We start from the raw sequence: 17227 nt of genomic DNA, 5'->3' as shown, positions 1-17227 counted from the left end.
CCAAAAATACCCATCCGTCGTCAAATTAAATAGTAGCAGATAAATAAGGAGGCGAACGGGTGGAGGGGATTAGAAAAATGGCCGTTACCCTAGTGATTGTTTTGGTCATAGGATTTGGTCTAGTTGTCAGCAGATTTGGTTCCGCGCTTTTTCAGGAGGGAAATCCAATACCATTAATTATTTCTGCAATGAAGCTTCACTTATCCGATTCAGAATTTGAGCTGTTCTCAAAAACAGATAAACGAAGCAGATACTTATCCGAAAGTAGTCAAGATAGCAGTTATAATGTTGTAAAAAAATATATGAAATTAAAAGGGTGGAAGTTTCAAGAACAAATGGGTACAGGGTTAATATTTACAAAACATGGCGAAGATGCAATCGTGGTGGTAAAACAATATTCAAGGAATTACTTTATTTGGGAAATTCAGCAACGCTTTTCAAATAATAAAAGCCTTACATACTCAAAACAAACCCCTAATCCTTGGATTAGGGGTTTGTGTCTTCCGACTCTGTCACACTATAAAAAGCCTCGATCAATTCATTAAGCTGCCCTAGTTCTTTTTTCCAAAGTGATTCGGGGTTTTGCTTTAAGGATAATAGGGCACTTTGAATAAGAAACTTTCTTGGTGATTTTGTATGGATGATTTCTTCTTGAATAAAATCCAGAAGTTCATTGTATTTGTTTTGTTCTTCTACATCCTGAATGCTTTTCGTTATCGATGCCTTTAACGTTACCGCTATTTTCATCAACTGGGTGATTATCTCGTGATTGTTTTTTTGGCAGCCAGGGACCCATTTTTCTAAAGTATTTGGTTCTATTAATTGATCCCCTGATTCAGAAACCTCATCAACTATTTTAACCAATCGCGCGACGCTGTAGCGGACAACACTGCTTACTTTTTCTCCAGATTCATGGGCCATTCTATTGTATTGAACATTATATTGTAATATCCCTTGAAACATAATTGCACAATCTAATAGGAATGGTTTTTTCTGTTCGCCGAAGATGTCGATAAACCGATTGTAATACCAACGAAGTGAATTTAAACGACTCCGTTGGACAAATTGTTTAAGGTCAGCATCATTAGAGGACAATACTTCCTCGTATAGGGTAATTAATTTATTTTTCCGATTAGTAATCATTTGCATTTCCACTTGCTTAATAAAAATCTCAATACTAGAAGGGTTTTGACCGATTAATAAATCGTTTCGATCCTTTTCGAGCCTCTTATAAATTGTTTTATAAATCGCGATTAATAATTCGCTTTTAGATGAAAAATAATTATAAAACGTTCCTTTAGAAATCCCGCTATAGTCTAAAATATCTTGAATAGATGTCGCTTGGAATCCTTTTTCGATGAATAATTGATGAGCCATATTTACTACATGCTGCTTTCGGTCATTCATAAAATCACCTTTATTTCCATTTGTACTATCAGTATAAAAGTATAGTACATTATTTAAAGCATGATTACAAACCCATAATTTTGCAGGTTTTTTTAATTGCAAAAATTGAACTCTGCGTATATTATTATGTAAGTGTGAAACAGGTGTATAAAAAAATGAACATATATTATAGGGGGAAATTCAATGGATCAAACCATAAAAAAGACTGCTGGCCCACCGTATGGCGTTCTTGCCATACTGATAATCGGAGCTTTTATTGCATTCTTAAATAATACATTATTAAATATAGCACTACCTTCAATCATGACTGACTTAAAAATTGACCCATCAACTGGTCAATGGTTGATAACCGGTTTTATGTTAGTAAATGGGATTCTGATCCCATTATCAGCATTTTTAATTCAAAAATTTTCTGTACGGCAATTATTCCTAGCAGCCATGCTTTTATTTACGTTAGGAACTGTATTAGCTGGCTTTGCTCATGCCTTTCCACTATTATTATCTGGTCGGATGATTCAGGCTTCTGGGTCAGCGATTATGATGCCCTTGTTAATGAATGTAATGTTAACCAGTTTTCCAGTTGAAAAACGTGGATTAGCAATGGGGGTTTTCGGGTTAGTATTAATGTTTGCTCCGGCAATTGGACCGACTTTATCGGGTTGGATTATTGAACACTATGACTGGAGAATGCTCTTCCATTTTGTTACACCAATCGCGATTCTCGTCGTATTGCTTGGCTTTTTCTTACTTAAAGATAAAAAAGGTAAGGTTGATATTCGTCTTGATTTCTTATCTGTGGTGTTATCAAGCGTAGGTTTCGGTGGAATCCTTTATGGATTCAGTTCAGCTGGTAAAGAAGGATGGGATAGTCCGCAAGTTTATGGGACGCTTGCAGTTGGGCTCATTTCATTGGTAACATTTATTTTGCGTCAATTAAGACAAGAACGGCCACTTCTTAACTTCCGGATTTATAAATATCCAATGTTTGCATTATCTTCTGCTATATCCATGGTAGTTACAATGGCGATGTTTTCAGGGATGCTTCTTCTACCAATTTATGTCCAAAATGTTCGCGGGATTTCCCCGATTGATGCGGGTTTATTGTTGTTGCCAGGGGCAATTCTAATGGCCATTATGATGCCGATTACAGGTAAACTTTTTGATAAGTTCGGTGGTCGTGCTTTAGCTATTATTGGTTTAGCTATTACAGTGATAACAAGTTATTTATTTAGTAAATTAACACTGGAAACCACCTATACTCATTTAATTATTTTATACACGATCCGTATGTTTGGTTTTTCGATGGTAAATATGCCAATAACGACAAATGGCTTAAACCAGTTACCAGCACGCTTTTATCCACACGGGACAGCGATGAACAATACGATGTCGCAGGTATCCGGTGCGATTGGTACAGCATTGTTGGTAACGGTGATGACAACCCGTGCAAAAACACATGCAACTGAACTAATTGAAGCAGCGAAAAAAGTTGTACCTAATCCGTCAGTAAAAATAACGGAAGCGATGCAATTAAAAATGCAGCATGATATTCAGATGAAAGCAATGCTAGAAGGTATTAATGATGCTTTCTTTGTAAGTGTATTTATCGCTGGTCTCGCTTTGGTTCTTGCCTTATTTATTAAACGGGCAAAACAAGCAGAAGATCCAGGTGAGGTAAAACAGACCTCTCATAAGGTAAAAACGAAATTAGCGGAAAATTAAATAGCAATTAGAGGGGTGGCTTTTATATAGTCACCTCTTTTTTTGGCAAAATAACATTATCACATTTGCTTTTTTACACATAAACACTCAATATTAAAATAGAAAAGTGAATCATAGGAGGACATTCCTGATGTTAAAAGACCAAATCAAACAGTACATATCTGAACAGCAAAATAACTCAAACAGCAATAGTATTACCATTTTTAAAGAAGAAAAAGAGTATCTCGAAAAAAATCAGCTGGGTAATAATATCCAATTTTCGGAGAAGGATGTTAGTGTGCGCTTTGCAGACGCCTACATTGAACGTTGTGATAAAGAAACAGAAAATATGCTAAAGAATGAATCGTCTTCATTCTTGACTCAGCCTCTCGATTACTTAAAAATGCATAAAAATGAATTTATTTATTTAGAATCCAATTGGTTTGATTTAATTGGTGTTGAGGCTGTTTCATTAGAAGCGGATGATGTATTTGGGACATACGATGTAATGTTGGGATTAAAACTGCAAAAGAAATTTGAAAAAGCGTTAAAGGAAAATTTAAATAACCAATTACATGGGGATGAAGCAAAATTCGACTTAATGTTCAGCTTGGAAGATGGATTATGGAATTTGAATTTTGCCCTAAACTATGTGGAAGGTTTTAACGAAGAAATATCCATAGGTGAGGCGTTCCAGCTCATTTATCGCTTTTTATTTCAGTTGGTTGAGGCCGTAGAAGGGGAAAGGAAATAGAAATACCCAAAAGCGCATGGATGATTTTCCATCCATGCGTTTTATGATTCCTTTGCTTTAACTATATCGAGAGGAGAGATGGTAGAACATGCGAGTCATTTCCTTGTGCCCTAGTAATACTGAAGTCATGGAATATCTGGGTTTAACACACTTATTAGTAGGAGTTGATGACTTTTCCGATTGGCCAGCCTCAATCAAAAATCTACCAAAGTTAGGTCCTGATTTATCGATTAACATGGATCTAGTTGAACAATTGCAGCCTGATATGGTCCTTGCTTCTTTAAGTGTTCCAGGGATGGAAAAAAATATTGAGGCTCTAAAGAAACGAGATATCCCCCATCTTGTTTTAAATCCACAATCATTAACTGATATTGAAACCGATTTAATCACAACCGCTGGAATTCTTGGCAAACAAGAATGGGGAGTGGAGGCGGCTCGGCAATTTCGTTCCAGGCTTGAAAAAGTAAAACAGCAGAGTGTTAATCAAATTTACCGACCACGTTTGTACTGGGAATGGTGGCCGAAGCCGATTTTTACACCAGGAAAAATAAATTGGCTCACGGAGATATCCGAAGCTGCTGGGGCAATGAACATCTTTCACGATATTGAATTGGCCAGTGTCCAAACGGAGTGGGAAGATGTAATAAGTCGCAAGCCCGATTTTATTTGTCTTGCTTGGGTAGGAGTGAGGAAAGATAAGATTCAAAAAAGCCTTGTTAAAAAGAGAACTGGATTTGAAGAACTAGGATTTAAAAGTGATGACCAGATTCTCATTCTTGAGGAAGAACTGTACTGCCGCCCCTCACCAAGACTACTCGATGGATTAGAAAGGTTAGTAGATTTGATTCATAGATTTAAATGACCACAGAAGCACTTTTTTTATTTTTGGATAAATGAAACAGACTTCCATTTTACAAAGGGATCGTAAATTTTCTCTGTACGTAAATGAAAAGGGAGGGTTTTACTCCCTCCCTAAGAATCAACTAAAATCCTGCTCTGTAATCGAAATTGCTGAACCCGTTGATGTGTGCTGGTTTACCCAGCCTAGCGAGGTTTCCGAGACATTAGTCCAATTGGGTATTTCTTCCTTATGCTGTTCAACCCAACTCATGCAGTACTGTGGGTCAATATTATAATCGAGGCACTGGGCTAGGAAAGATTGAATCGTTTCTTGGTTACAATTCTCCCATGAACCACAAGTATTACTCCACACATTCTCCATTTTCGTTTGCAGCGATACATCATTAATAAAATTACTAAATTGGAAATCGTTAGGCATCCTTGTTCCTCCTTAAAAAAATTTTCACTTCCTCAGTATGTCCAAGGAAAAAATAATTGAACAAAAATAATTTATAATATTGACAACTTTATCGTGATCTTCCTTATTTACCTTATTGAATTTTGTATCTTCCTTTTTAGGGTAGGATACAAAGTCAAAAGTATACAACTAAGGATTAATATTCTTCATTATTCACGAGTATTGTGTAATAATCTTAATGATACCGATTTAATGAGATAAAAGGTTGGATCGTAGAGGGGATTAAATATGAAAAAAAGCAAAAAAACGGCACTTGTTCTAGGTGCTAGCGGACTAGTAGGAAATGAATTAGTAAAAATCCTCATTCAACAAAAAAATTATGAAAAGATCCATATGTTAGTCCGAAGACCAATTGAAAGCAATCATCCCTCCTGTGAAGTGCATGTCGTTGATTTTGACAAGCTAGATACATACTCGAAATTATTTCAGGTAACAGATGTTTTTTGTTGTTTAGGGACTACTATTAAAAAGGCAAAAAGCAAGGAAGCTTTTCGAAAAGTAGACTATGAATATACGGTCGAGGCAGCAAAAATATCATCAAAAAGTGGTGTAGAGAAATTTCTCATAATAACAGCGATGGGGTCAAATTCTAAATCATTGATTTTCTACAATCAAGTGAAGGGACAAGTGGAGGAAGCTCTACGTAAGTTAATTATACCATCTGTTCATATTTTCAGGCCATCACTATTGTTAGGAGAGCGGACAGAGTTTCGTTTTGGGGAAAGAATTGCGGAAAAAGCAAGTGCCTTTTTAAATTTACTCATGGTTGGCGCATTACGGCCTTATAAAGCGATTGAAGCAAGGAACGTCGCAGCAGCAATGGCAGCCGTCGCCCAGACTGATAAAAGTGGTGTGAACATTTATCCTTCACATGAGATTGAAAGAATTGCAAGAGAAAAAAATTAATACGATTTGAGAGGTTAGTGCAATGGAAAAGGGTTTAACTGGAAAGCGAGTCGTCATTTGCGGTTCGCGAAAAATAGAAGAAATAAGTACGATAATTGGAAAACAAGGAGGTGTTCCTCTAATCCGTACCCTTCAAGGGACTGTATTTCTAGCAGAAAAGGAAGTGGAACCTGATTTACGCGAATTTGTACAGAAAGGTGCCGATTGGGTGATCTTCACAACGGGGATTGGTTTTGAGACACTCGTGGAATTAGCAACAAAGCTTGGATTAAAAGAGTCCTTTTTAAAGAACCTTCGTGAAGCACAGATAGCATCTAGAGGCTATAAAACCCTATCTGCATTAAAGAAATATGAGATTAAACCAATCGTGGTCGATGAGGATGGAACAACAAAGGGATTAGCTCAATCACTCGATACCGTAGATCTCTCTGGAAAAAGAGTTATGTTGCAACTTCACGGGGAAACAGCACCAGTATTAACAAGATTTCTCGAAGATCGCGGTGCTATTGTTCAGAAGTTACTCCCATACCTGCACATAGCACCTGAAAAAGAGATGGTGGCAAGGTTATGCTATGAACTTCAGTCCGGTGAATGTGACGCGGTATGTTTTACAACGGCAACCCAGGTTCACTCGCTTTTTGACTATGCAAGAGAACATGAAATCTTGACAGACATCATTGATTCCTTCAAACAAAAAACAGTAGCTGCAGCCGTGGGAAAAGTAACCGCAGCAGCATTAAAAGAGCAAGGGGTAGAACGGATCCTTGTTCCTGAAAATGAGAGAATGGGAGCAATGGTTATCGAGTTGTCTAAATATTTTCAAAGTTAAACATAGCTGGGTGTACCTTCTAAAAAGGGTACACTTTTTTTATTAAAAGAGGTTCATTTCCTCCACATTCGTAGAAAATGTCGAGAAGTTTTTTACGATTATTTTATAATAAGTCAGTTTTCCTTAGATGGAAGATGCATTGTTAGGTAAGTAATACTTTACTGATTAGACATTTGAAATTGAACAAATAAAGCTTGTAAGATTAATTGACAATTCGATTTCTTTTTACAATATTTTTGGTATTATTGTGTTAAATTGAAAAAGGATTCAGAAAAGTGTACAAGAAATCTGCCCTCTGATATAACTATATCCAAAATTCCTTATCATTTCCAATTTTTATCCAACATAAATACTCCCCTAGGGTTGCATTCATAGTAAACTACTTTCTTTTTACATAATGATTAATTAAATGCTTGCATTAATTTACAGATTGTTAGGTGAAATGTCTAAAATCAGTCAGTAAAATTATAATAAGATGCAGAATTTTCTGCAAATAGATAATTGACTAAAGGAGTTGGTCCCTTTTTGGTAATATCAGTTTATTAAAGCGCTTACATTTTTAAGAACAGCACTTAAATAATTTATTTATTCCATATGTATTGGCCATAAACCATTCATATAAGAAGGAGGGCTTCTCTTTGGCGAATGAAAAAATGCAGCGTATATCCTTATCCAATCTTGAAAAGAACTTTCTTGAGGTGGAGCAGGGACTGACAAACCAAGAAGCTGTTGAAGAATCCAATCGATGCCTCTATTGCTATGATGCTCCATGTATAAAGGCCTGCCCGACAGGTATTGATATTCCAACCTTTATTAAAAAAATTGCCTCAGGAAACTTACTAGGTTCTGCTAAAACAATCATGTCCTCAAATCCAGTTGGTGCAAGCTGTTCTAGGGTTTGTCCAACGGATGAACTATGTGAAGGAGCTTGCGTCCTAAATCATTCAACCAAGCCAATTATGATAGGCAATCTACAAAGATATGCTACGGATTGGGCAATGACAAATGAACAAGTACTTTTTCGACCAGGTCAAGCGAATGGACGAACAGTTGCTGTCATCGGCGGTGGTCCGGCTGGACTATCGGCGGCAAGGGAACTGGCAAGATTAGGTTACGAGGTTACTATATTTGAGGGGGCCGAGAAAGCAGGCGGCTTAAATACGTATGGAATTGTCTCTTTCCGCTTACCTCAAAGAATATCCTTCTGGGAAGTAGAGCAAGTTGAGAAATTGAATGTAACCATTAAAACGAACACAATAGTCGGCAAGGATATTTCAGCGGAAGAAATTACTGAAAATTTTGATTATGTAGTATTGGCAGTAGGTATGGCACATGTTCCAAACCTGGGTGTTGAAGGCGAAAACTTAGCGGGTGTATTTGATGCGATTGAATTTGTCAAGGCAACAAAAAGTGGCCAGTTATCCGATGAGTTTGTTGGAAAACGGGTTGTCGTAATTGGTGCTGGGAATACCGCGATTGATGGTGCGACTTGTTCCGTTCGGTTAGGAGCTGAAAATGTCAAAATCTTATACCGGAGAACGGAAGAAGAAATGACGGCCTATGAATTTGAATATGATTTTGCCAAACAAGACGGTGTGGAATTCCGCTGGTTAACAGCACCAAAAAGGATTATCGGTGATGAAACCGGGAAGGTAACCGGAATAGAGTGTATCAAAATGAAACTTGGGGACCCAGAAAAAGATGGACGGCGCAGACCTGTAGCAATCGAGGGTTCCGAATATGTGCTTCCTGTCGATGCTGTGGTAAAAGCAATCGGTCAAACCAGACACCTGAAGTTAATTGAAGGGTTCGATCTAAGCCATGATGGCGGGGTTGTCAAGGTAGATAAAGAAACCTTCCAAACCTCCAATCCCAAAGTGTTTGCATGCGGTGATGTTGTGTTTGGTAAAGGGAATGGGGACGCCATGGTCGTAACCGCTGCGCAACAGGGAAAGGATGTGGCCTATTCCATTCATAAACAATATTCTTTTGTCGGAACGGCAAAATAACTTCTTATTTGATAAAAAGGGGAGAAAAATAGATGGCTGATTTACGTATTAATCTTGCAGGGATTAAATCTCCTAACCCGTTCTGGCTGGCATCAGCACCGCCTACCAACTCTGGCTATCAGGTACAGAAAGCCTTTGAAGCAGGTTGGGGTGGGGCAGTCTGGAAAACCTTGGGCGATCCTATTTTGAATGTATCATCAAGGTTTGCTGCAATTAGTTTTAACGGACAAAGGGTGGCCGGTTTCAATAATATTGAACTAATCACCGACCGACCTTTAGATGTCAACTTAAAAGAAATCTATGAAACCAAAAAGCGATTTCCTAACCATGCGATCATTGCTTCGTTAATGGTGGAACCAAAGCAGGAAAAGTGGCATGAAATCGTTAAGCGTGTGGAGGATGTCGGTGTTGATGGACTTGAGTTGAATTTTGGCTGTCCCCACGGGATGGCAGAGCGCGGCATGGGTTCGGCTTCGGGCCAGGTCCCTGCACTTGTTGAGCGTCAGACTTTTTGGGTGAAAGAAGTTGCTAAGACACCTGTTATTGTAAAATTAACACCAAATATCACTGATATTACTGCAACAGCTGAAGCTGCTTGCAACGGTGGTGCTGATGCGATCAGTATGATTAATACGATTAATAGCCTCATGGGCGTCGACCTAGATTCTTGGAATACCATTCCACATGTGGCCGGGAAGGGAGCACACGGCGGCTATTGCGGACCTGCAGTTAAGCCGATTGCCTTAAATATGGTCGCTGAATGTGCTAGACATCCGCATATTAATGTGCCAATTTCGGGGATTGGCGGCATTTCCAATTGGAGGGATGCCGTTGAATTTATGTTGATGGGAGCGACAGGCGTTCAAATTTGTACAGCCGCCATGCACCATGGTTTCCGAATTGTTGAGGACATGATTGAAGGATTAAGCAATTATCTAGATAGTAAAGGGATTGATTCTGTTTCTGAAATCATTGGGAAATCCGTCCCTAAATACTCCGATTGGGGCAACTTGGATTTAAATTACAATATCGTCGCAAAAATCAATACCGAGGTTTGTATCAATTGCAATAAGTGCCATATTGCCTGCGAAGATACCTCGCATCAATGTATCGATATGTTGACGGACGCAAATGGAAAGAGCTTCCTCAAAGTGAGGGAAGAGGATTGTGTCGGTTGTAATTTATGTTCGATTGTATGTCCTGTAGATGGGGCGATTGATATGGTCGAAGCAGCAAGAGAATTGCCGCCGATGACTTGGAATGAACGACAGGCTGCCTTAAGTGGAGTTGTAGAATGTAAAGCAGATCTAACCAAGTAGAAGATTTGGAGGGAACAATTGATGAAAAAAATTATCAAAAACGGGACCATTGTCACGGCTGCAGACACATACCAAGCAGAAATTTTAATCGAAGATGGTAAAATAATACAAATCGGTACGAATCTATCAGCGATTGGCGCGGAAATAATCGATGCGAAAGGCTGTTTTGTTTTTCCAGGAGGGATCGATCCACACACCCATCTCGATATGCCATTTGGTGGAACGGTGACAAAGGATGATTTCGAATCAGGGACCATAGCTGCTGCCTTTGGCGGAACGACAACGGTTATTGATTTTTGCTTAACCAATAAGGGGGAGCCGCTGAAAAATGCGATTCAGACATGGCATGATAAATCACGAGAAAAAGCTGTTATTGATTATGGTTTCCACTTAATGATCTCAGAAATCAACGAGAATGTTCTCAGTGAGCTCCCTCAAGTTATTACTGAAGAAGGAATTACCTCTTTTAAGGTATTTATGGCTTACAAAAATGTATTTCAAGCGGATGATGAAACATTGTTCAAGACACTTATCTCTGCAAAAGAACACGGAGCCTTGGTCATGGTCCATGCGGAAAATGGGGATGTCATTGATTACTTAACGAAAAAAGCCCTTGATGAAGGGAAAACGGCCCCGATTTATCACGCACTAACCAGACCACAGGAATTAGAGGGCGAAGCTACAGGCCGTGCAGCAAAATTCACGGGACTTGCCAATTCACAGTTATATGTAGTCCATGTCTCCTGTGCAGATGCAGTAGAACAAATAGCGATAGCCCGAAGCAAGGGCTTTGATGTCTGGGGAGAAACCTGTCCTCAATATTTAGTCCTTGATCAAAGCTATTTAGAAAAGCCTAATTTTGAAGGGGCTAAATATGTTTGGTCACCGCCATTAAGAGAGAAGTGGAATCAGGATGTTCTTTGGAATGCTTTGAAGAGTGGTCAATTGCAAACGATTGGTTCTGACCAATGTTCCTTTGATTTTAAAGGGCAAAAGGATTTAGGAAGAGATGATTTTACTAAAATACCGAACGGCGGTCCAATAATTGAAGATCGTTTGTCGGTTTTATTCTCAGAGGGGGTGAAGAAGGGACGGATTAGTCTGAATCAATTTGTTGATATTACCTCAACCCGCAGCGCAAAGCTTTTTGGCTTATTCCCGAAAAAAGGGACAATCACCATCGGTGCAGATGCAGACCTTGTTATCTTTGATCCGAATATCGAACGTGTGATTTCGGCCGAAACACATCATATGGCTGTTGACTACAATGCGTTTGAAGGTATGAAGGTAACCGGCGAGCCTGTTTCGGTGTTGTCTCGTGGGGAATTTGTTATTCGCGACAAGCAATTTGTTGGAAAACCAGGTTCTGGCCAATATTTGAAGAGGGAGAAATATAATAAAAATACACTAGTAAACCAAAATGAAACACTATCTATCTAGCTAATTATCTTAGCTTCACTTAAACACTAATCGAACTACTCCTATTTGCAATTGCTCAGATTTGCTGGGCAATTGCCTTATTAATTGTATGTTGACCGTTTGTTGAAATTGTCTAGGATTCTAGAAAATCAAACCGAAAACAAGGAGTGTTCACATGAAAAAAAGCCACTTAAAATCACCAGATTTATTACCGATTCACCATAAGGACAGGACAATCACCAAATTAGGATACTCGTTTATGTGGGTGGGAATGGTGGTCGTTCTTGCCACCTTTGCGATTGGTGGAGCAGGGGTTAAGAGTTTATCTTTACCATGGGTCATTCTAGCAACGGTCATTGGAAGTCTTGCGATTGGATTTTTCATTTCATTGATCTCAGATATCGGAATTGAACATGGCTTGTCCTTCCCAGTTTATATGAGAGCACCGTTTGGAATAATCGGAACCCATATCCCTTCTATTACCCGAGGAATAACGGCATCGATGTGGTTCGGCGTAAATACTTACTTTGGCTCGACGGCGATGAATGGTATCTTAAATATTTTATTTGGCTTTGATAATTGGTTTGTTTGCTTCCTAATCTTTGCGGCGGTTCAACTGATTAATACTGCACTTGGTATAAAATCGATTGAGCGATTTGCCGATTTAGCCGCACCTATTATTCTGATCATTTCACTATGGATGTATGTGTCATTATCAGATCAGGCAACAGCTGCAGGCAGAGAGGTCTGGAGTTGGGTCGAGTCCCCTGTAACCGGCGGAGCTGCTTTTTCAGCCTTTTTAGTTGTTATTTTTAGTAATATGGGTTTTTGGGCGACATTAAGTGCAGATATTCCCACTATTTCACGCTTCATCAAGGCACCAAAAAATGAAAAGAACTGGTTTAAGCGAAATAGAGCTTCTTTAATAGGGAACCTTGTCGCAATGCCACTTACACAAACATTTATGATTGTCATTGGTGCGGTTTCCTATATTGCCGTATTAAACGCTGATCCAGTGGTCGCACTCCAAAAGGCAGCAAGCGGCTTTATCCTTGCTATATTACTGTTAATGATTGTCCTAGCCCAGTGGTCGACCAATACGGCAGCAAATGTTGTGCCAGCAGCAACCATTTTTTCAAACGTGGGCGGTCCGAAGTTCCCATTTTGGGCAGGGGTCATCACTGCTGGAATTGTCGGGACTATTGTTCAGCCATGGCAGTTGTTTGATGTTATTATTCAAGTTCTTCTCTTTGTTGGAGGTATTCTAGCAGCAATAGTCGGTATATTGTTTGCTGATTATTATCTGCTTCGGAAAAGACGTGTAAATGTAACAGAATTATACGAGAACCATGGCCAATTTAAATATATGGGCGGAGTAAATTTAGCTGGATTTATTGCCTGGATTATTGGGGCAGTAGCATCTTACTTTGTTCCGAATTATGGGTTTTTAGTTGGTTTTATCATTGGTGCTGGGGTGTATTATGTCCTCGCCAAATACTGGTGGTTCCAAAAGTATCCTCAGGCAGAAATCGTGGATCCGAGCGACGAGAAATATTTAGGTATTTCCGTAGGCCGGGATTGGGTAATTGAAGAAAACACATATGAAACAGTTATGGAAGAAATTCCAAATAATGTAGATTTATATTAAGCTAAACAGGATATAACAAATAGTTTATGAAATTAAAAGGGGGAGATTGGATGTCAGATTATCAGCAATTTCTAAATGAAAGAGACAAAATTGATTACTTTATTCAGAAAGGCTATCGAATTAATGGGGTTAAAGAACATTTAAATGGGGCTACTGTTGAATTTTTACATCCCAAAGGAAATGTATTTGAAACACTTTTGATTGGAACAGCAAATGCACGAAAATATTTTACTAGTCTTTTATTGAAGCAGAATCACACAAGTTCGTGAGTGCTAAGTGTTACAAGATAATATTAGGGGGTGGGAAGTTTGGAATTCTATTTAAGATCAAAGGATAATGCGTACCCTTGTGTAGTCACAATAGATGAAGACAATGGACGTTATACGATACGAAAATCTGATTCTAGCGGTGAGTACTTCAACTCTCCTAAAGAATTAGTGGCCTGGATCATGGAAAATTGGCAGTCTGAAGACTTTCTAGATCGTAATGAATTTGAGTCAATGCTTAGTAAAATAAAAGTATACTTCCCGATAATACTCTAGATATATAGTGAAAGGATTGGTTGCAGGACCAATCCTTTTTCACCTATTATTCTGTTTTCACTTTTGCGAGGAGAGCCAAATGATGAAAGAACATTTTCAATTAACGGTGGCAGATATTTTAAATCGAAAGCATTTTGAAAATGCACGCGTTATTGCTGGGGAAGACGGTATTCATCGATTCGTCAAATGGGTTCATATCGTCGAGGTCACCAGTATTCGAAATCTTCTTAATGGAGATGAACTTATTCTAGCAACAGGTGTTGCCTGGAAAGATAATACCGATTTATTTGTTTCGATGGTAATGGAATTTCTTGAAAACAATGCAGCTGGTTTATGTATTGAAATGGGGACATACATGACAGCCATCCCAGAGGAAGTCATAGATATTGCTAATGAACATCAATTTCCGATTATTATTTTTACACAGGAAGTTCCGTTTGTGAAAATTACTCAAGACATCCACTCAATCATTATTAACCAGCAATACCAGAAGATTTCAGATTTAGAGCATTACTCGCAAAGCTTAAATAAACGACTTCTAACGATGGAGAGTTATGGTGATATTCTTCAATGCATTTTTTCTGCATTGGATTTACAAATTATTTTCCGCTTAAAGAATCTGGACTATGAATTTGTCCCGGAAATTAGTCAAGCAGAACAAAAAAAACTAATGACCCAGCTTGAAGAGACCGAATTACACCCATGTGATCATATAGCGTCTGCCCCTATATTCTTATTTGGTCAAGAATATGCAGAGTTATTTATTTATTCAGAGGATATCCCTATAAGTGAATACGATTTTTTGATTTTGGATCGTACCGCAACAGCACTGGCCCAGCATTTATTAAGGGAAATGTATGTCGAAGAAAAAAAGCGCGTCGAGGAGTTTGAGTGGCTTTACGGCTGGCTTGAGGGTGAACATTCACTCGAAAGCATTAGTGAATATTTTACACAGAACGGGATTAAAACAAAAACGAATGAAGCAGTGGTCTTAATCACAAAGCTTATTCCTCTAAAAGAAAAAATAATCCAAGATGTTACCTATTTAAAGTTATTATTTCGCTCGGTATTTGAACAGAATGGCTTCACTGTGTTTCCTGTTGAAAAAAGGAATGAGCTTACATTCATTCTTGTGAATAATCGGACGAAAAAGAATGCAAAGGAACGGATTAAGAAGGCAATTGAATCCATTACAGAATCAGAGTTTATTAGAAAACAGTGCTCAGCAAAAATCTTGATTGCGGTAGGAAGTTTTATTGGAAATTTAAATGAAGTACATAGAAGTTATCTCACAGCGAAGGAAACTCAGCGAATACAGCAAAAGATGACCAATAAAGCGACTTATTATTTTTATGAGGATCTGCATTTATATCGTCTTATTTCACAAATGAGTAGACACGTTAACCTAAAAGAGATTGCAGCAGAGTATTTACAGCCTGTTATTCAATATGATCAAAAATATAATGGCAAGCTGCTAGAGACATTAAAGGTCTATTTAGAATGTAATGGATCAAAACAAGAAGCCGCAAGTAAGCTTTTTATTGTCAGGCAAACACTGTACCATCGCCTGCAAAAGCTTGAAAACATTCTGGGAGAAGACTTTATGGATCATGAAAAACGAGTAGCTATCGAATTCATGCTTCTTGTCCAAGATTACTTATCAGCTTCCCAACAAAATACAAGCAATACCAGTTTCAGAAAAACAGAATAAATGTCCAATTACTATTCAAATCGTCAAAGAATTGGTTCGCCTCAATTAACATTTTGTCTAATGAAAGCATGGTTTAGATACGAGATAATGAGATTATAAGGCTATCAAGGTTGAAAATTCAAAACACTATTTATAAAAAAATTAGGAGGTTATATATATGAGTGTAACAAAAAAAGATACGGCCATTTTAAAGAATTTCATTAACGGTGAATGGGTGAACTCGAACAGCGTCCAAACACTAGATGTACCCAATCCTGCTACGAATGAGCTGTTAACAAAGGTACCTGTGTCAACGAAAGAGGATGTAAATCTAGCAGTAGCAGCGGCTAAGGCTGCTTTTAAGGAGTGGAAAAATGTCCCGGTTCCAAAAAGAGCCAGAATTCTTTTTAAATACCACCATCTGTTAACTGAAAACCATAAAGAATTAGCAAGATTAATTGTGCTAGAAAATGGAAAGGCATACAAAGAAGCTTACGGTGAGGTCCAGCGCGGGATTGAGTGTGTTGAATTTGCATCAGGTGCTCCAACGTTAATGATGGGAGAAACGTTATCAGGTATTGCTGAAGATATTGATTCCGAAATGTTCCGATACCCTGTAGGGATTGTCGGCGGGATTACACCCTTTAACTTCCCTATGATGGTCCCGCTATGGATGTTCCCGCTAGCGATCGCTTGTGGTAATACGTTTGTGCTAAAGCCATCAGAACGTACACCAATATTAGCTAATAGATTAGCAGAGTTGTTCATGGAAGCTGGTGCACCAAAAGGCGTGTTAAATGTGGTCCACGGTGCTCATGATGTTGTCAATGGCTTACTCGAGCATAAGGACATCGCGGCCATTTCATTTGTTGGCTCACAACCTGTTGCAAAGTATGTTTATCAGCGAGCTGCTGCAGAAGGAAAGAGAGTTCAAGCCCTATCTGGAGCTAAAAATCATCATATTGTCATGCCTGATGCAGATATGGATAAGGCTGTCCAACATGTGATAACTTCTACGTTTGGAAGTGCGGGACAACGTTGTATGGCCTGCAGTGCAGTTGTTGTTGTCGGTGATAATGAGCCGTTTGTAGCCACATTAAAGAAAAAGGCAGATGAACTAATCATTGGTAACGGAATGGATGATGAAGTGTTATTAACACCGATTATCCGGAGGGAACACCGTGAAAAAGTACTTGGCTATATTGAAAAAGGGCTTGCGGAAGGCGCTGATTTAATTAGGGATGGACGCAGAGAAATGGATGAGCTCCCAGAAGGAAATTTCTTGGGACCTACTATTTTTGATCACGTCACACCTGAAATGACAATTGCCAAGGAGGAACTCTTTGCCCCGGTATTAAGTCTCCTACGTGCCAATGATTTAGACGAAGGGTTGGAATATATTCGAAAGTCCAGGTATGGCAACGGCGCAACCATCTATACGAACAATGCGAAAGCGATCCGTCAATTCCGTGAAGAAGCAGAAGCAGGTATGCTTGGCATTAATGTTGGCGTACCGGCAACAATGGCATTCTTCCCATTTTCGGGCTGGAAGGATTCCTTCTATGGTGACATGCATGTAAACGGGAAAGACGGTTTAAATTTCTATACGCGCAAAAAAATGATTACCTCTCGTTTTGACGGTTAAGTTAGTGGCAAGATTACTTTTGGTGTCAGGCACCAATATT

The 17227-nt window shown here is 38.8% G+C and carries 15 protein-coding genes; 13 read left to right on the top strand and 2 right to left on the bottom strand.

All coding sequences use genetic code 11. The features are described 5' to 3' along the window. Positions 1–59 precede the first annotated feature (59 nt). Positions 60–545, top strand: a complete 486-nt coding sequence (locus QF028_RS10985; RefSeq protein WP_429465335.1) for a hypothetical protein — start codon at positions 60–62, stop codon at positions 543–545. Here the strand turns inward: QF028_RS10985 and QF028_RS10980 are convergent. Further along, entirely contained in the window at positions 487–1509 is a 1023-nt protein-coding gene (locus QF028_RS10980) for a TetR/AcrR family transcriptional regulator (protein WP_429465333.1), read from the bottom strand. The two genes, QF028_RS10985 and QF028_RS10980, sit on opposite strands and share 59 nt — an antisense overlap. Positions 1510–1590: 81 nt before the next feature. Between QF028_RS10980 and QF028_RS10975 the strand changes: the two genes are divergently transcribed. From QF028_RS10975 to QF028_RS10965, 3 genes are all read left to right on the top strand, one after another. Beyond that, complete coding sequence (locus QF028_RS10975) at positions 1591–3129, top strand: DHA2 family efflux MFS transporter permease subunit (RefSeq protein ID WP_215013224.1); 1539 nt, start codon at positions 1591–1593, stop codon at positions 3127–3129. A gap of 130 nt (positions 3130–3259) precedes the next feature. Continuing rightward, positions 3260–3862: a branched-chain amino acid aminotransferase gene (locus QF028_RS10970; protein ID WP_429465331.1), complete on the top strand. Its 603-nt coding sequence runs from the start codon at positions 3260–3262 to the stop codon at positions 3860–3862. Between the two features lie 88 nt (positions 3863–3950). Beyond that, positions 3951–4724 (top strand): cobalamin-binding protein, encoded by a 774-nt coding sequence (locus tag QF028_RS10965; RefSeq protein ID WP_429465329.1) that lies wholly within the window; start codon positions 3951–3953, stop codon positions 4722–4724. A gap of 117 nt (positions 4725–4841) precedes the next feature. Here the strand turns inward: QF028_RS10965 and QF028_RS10960 are convergent, their stop codons facing one another. Next, a complete protein-coding gene (locus tag QF028_RS10960; protein ID WP_215004417.1) occupies positions 4842–5141 on the bottom strand; it encodes a hypothetical protein in 300 nt (99 codons plus the stop codon). A gap of 267 nt (positions 5142–5408) precedes the next feature. On the opposite strand from QF028_RS10960, the gene QF028_RS10955 reads away from it, so the two are divergent. The 9 genes from QF028_RS10955 (at position 5409) to QF028_RS10915 (ending at position 17187) form a co-directional block, all read left to right on the top strand. After that, positions 5409–6086 (top strand): NAD-dependent epimerase/dehydratase family protein, encoded by a 678-nt coding sequence (locus QF028_RS10955; RefSeq protein WP_429465327.1) that lies wholly within the window; start codon positions 5409–5411, stop codon positions 6084–6086. 22 nt (positions 6087–6108) lie between these two features. After that, complete coding sequence (locus QF028_RS10950; RefSeq protein ID WP_429465325.1) at positions 6109–6915, top strand: uroporphyrinogen-III synthase; 807 nt, start codon at positions 6109–6111, stop codon at positions 6913–6915. A 653-nt stretch (positions 6916–7568) separates the two neighbouring features. Further along, on the top strand, positions 7569–8924 hold the full coding sequence (locus QF028_RS10945) for an NAD(P)-dependent oxidoreductase (RefSeq protein ID WP_429472277.1): 1356 nt from the start codon (positions 7569–7571) through the stop codon (positions 8922–8924). A 32-nt stretch (positions 8925–8956) separates the two neighbouring features. Then, complete coding sequence (gene preA, locus QF028_RS10940) at positions 8957–10243, top strand: NAD-dependent dihydropyrimidine dehydrogenase subunit PreA (protein WP_429465323.1); 1287 nt, start codon at positions 8957–8959, stop codon at positions 10241–10243. A gap of 21 nt (positions 10244–10264) precedes the next feature. Further along, the gene (hydA, locus tag QF028_RS10935; RefSeq protein ID WP_410886398.1) at positions 10265–11683 is read left to right on the top strand and encodes a dihydropyrimidinase; all 1419 of its coding nucleotides are present in this window, start codon (positions 10265–10267) and stop codon (positions 11681–11683) included. 154 nt (positions 11684–11837) lie between these two features. Next, complete coding sequence (locus QF028_RS10930; RefSeq protein ID WP_429465321.1) at positions 11838–13310, top strand: NCS1 family transporter; 1473 nt, start codon at positions 11838–11840, stop codon at positions 13308–13310. Between the two features lie 50 nt (positions 13311–13360). After that, complete coding sequence (locus tag QF028_RS10925) at positions 13361–13579, top strand: hypothetical protein (RefSeq protein ID WP_429465319.1); 219 nt, start codon at positions 13361–13363, stop codon at positions 13577–13579. A gap of 355 nt (positions 13580–13934) precedes the next feature. Next, positions 13935–15563 (top strand): PucR family transcriptional regulator, encoded by a 1629-nt coding sequence (locus QF028_RS10920; protein WP_429472275.1) that lies wholly within the window; start codon positions 13935–13937, stop codon positions 15561–15563. A 157-nt stretch (positions 15564–15720) separates the two neighbouring features. Next, entirely contained in the window at positions 15721–17187 is a 1467-nt protein-coding gene (locus QF028_RS10915) for a CoA-acylating methylmalonate-semialdehyde dehydrogenase (RefSeq protein ID WP_429465317.1), read from the top strand. Positions 17188–17227 lie beyond the last annotated feature (40 nt).

It is taken from the genome of Neobacillus sp. B4I6 (assembly GCF_050434045.1).
Lineage (GTDB): Bacteria > Bacillota > Bacilli > Bacillales > Cytobacillaceae > Neobacillus.
The sequence above is the reverse complement of the archived record's forward strand: the minus strand, read 5'-3'. Positions and strand labels throughout refer to the sequence as shown.

Excerpts from the sequence above, each read along its gene's own strand:
- QF028_RS10975 (WP_215013224.1), top strand. The coding sequence starts at position 1,591 with ATGGATCAAACCATAAAAAAGACTGCTGGCCCACCGTATGGCGTTCTT.
- QF028_RS10970 (WP_429465331.1), top strand. The coding sequence starts at position 3,260 with ATGTTAAAAGACCAAATCAAACAGTACATATCTGAACAGCAAAATAAC.
- QF028_RS10965 (WP_429465329.1), top strand. The coding sequence starts at position 3,951 with ATGCGAGTCATTTCCTTGTGCCCTAGTAATACTGAAGTCATGGAATAT.
- QF028_RS10960 (WP_215004417.1), bottom strand. The coding sequence starts at position 5,141 with ATGCCTAACGATTTCCAATTTAGTAATTTTATTAATGATGTATCGCTG.
- QF028_RS10955 (WP_429465327.1), top strand. The coding sequence starts at position 5,409 with ATGAAAAAAAGCAAAAAAACGGCACTTGTTCTAGGTGCTAGCGGACTA.
- QF028_RS10950 (WP_429465325.1), top strand. The coding sequence starts at position 6,109 with ATGGAAAAGGGTTTAACTGGAAAGCGAGTCGTCATTTGCGGTTCGCGA.
- QF028_RS10945 (WP_429472277.1), top strand. The coding sequence starts at position 7,569 with ATGCAGCGTATATCCTTATCCAATCTTGAAAAGAACTTTCTTGAGGTG.
- preA (WP_429465323.1), top strand. The coding sequence starts at position 8,957 with ATGGCTGATTTACGTATTAATCTTGCAGGGATTAAATCTCCTAACCCG.
- hydA (WP_410886398.1), top strand. The coding sequence starts at position 10,265 with ATGAAAAAAATTATCAAAAACGGGACCATTGTCACGGCTGCAGACACA.
- QF028_RS10930 (WP_429465321.1), top strand. The coding sequence starts at position 11,838 with ATGAAAAAAAGCCACTTAAAATCACCAGATTTATTACCGATTCACCAT.
- QF028_RS10925 (WP_429465319.1), top strand. The coding sequence starts at position 13,361 with ATGTCAGATTATCAGCAATTTCTAAATGAAAGAGACAAAATTGATTAC.
- QF028_RS10920 (WP_429472275.1), top strand. The coding sequence starts at position 13,935 with ATGAAAGAACATTTTCAATTAACGGTGGCAGATATTTTAAATCGAAAG.
- QF028_RS10915 (WP_429465317.1), top strand. The coding sequence starts at position 15,721 with ATGAGTGTAACAAAAAAAGATACGGCCATTTTAAAGAATTTCATTAAC.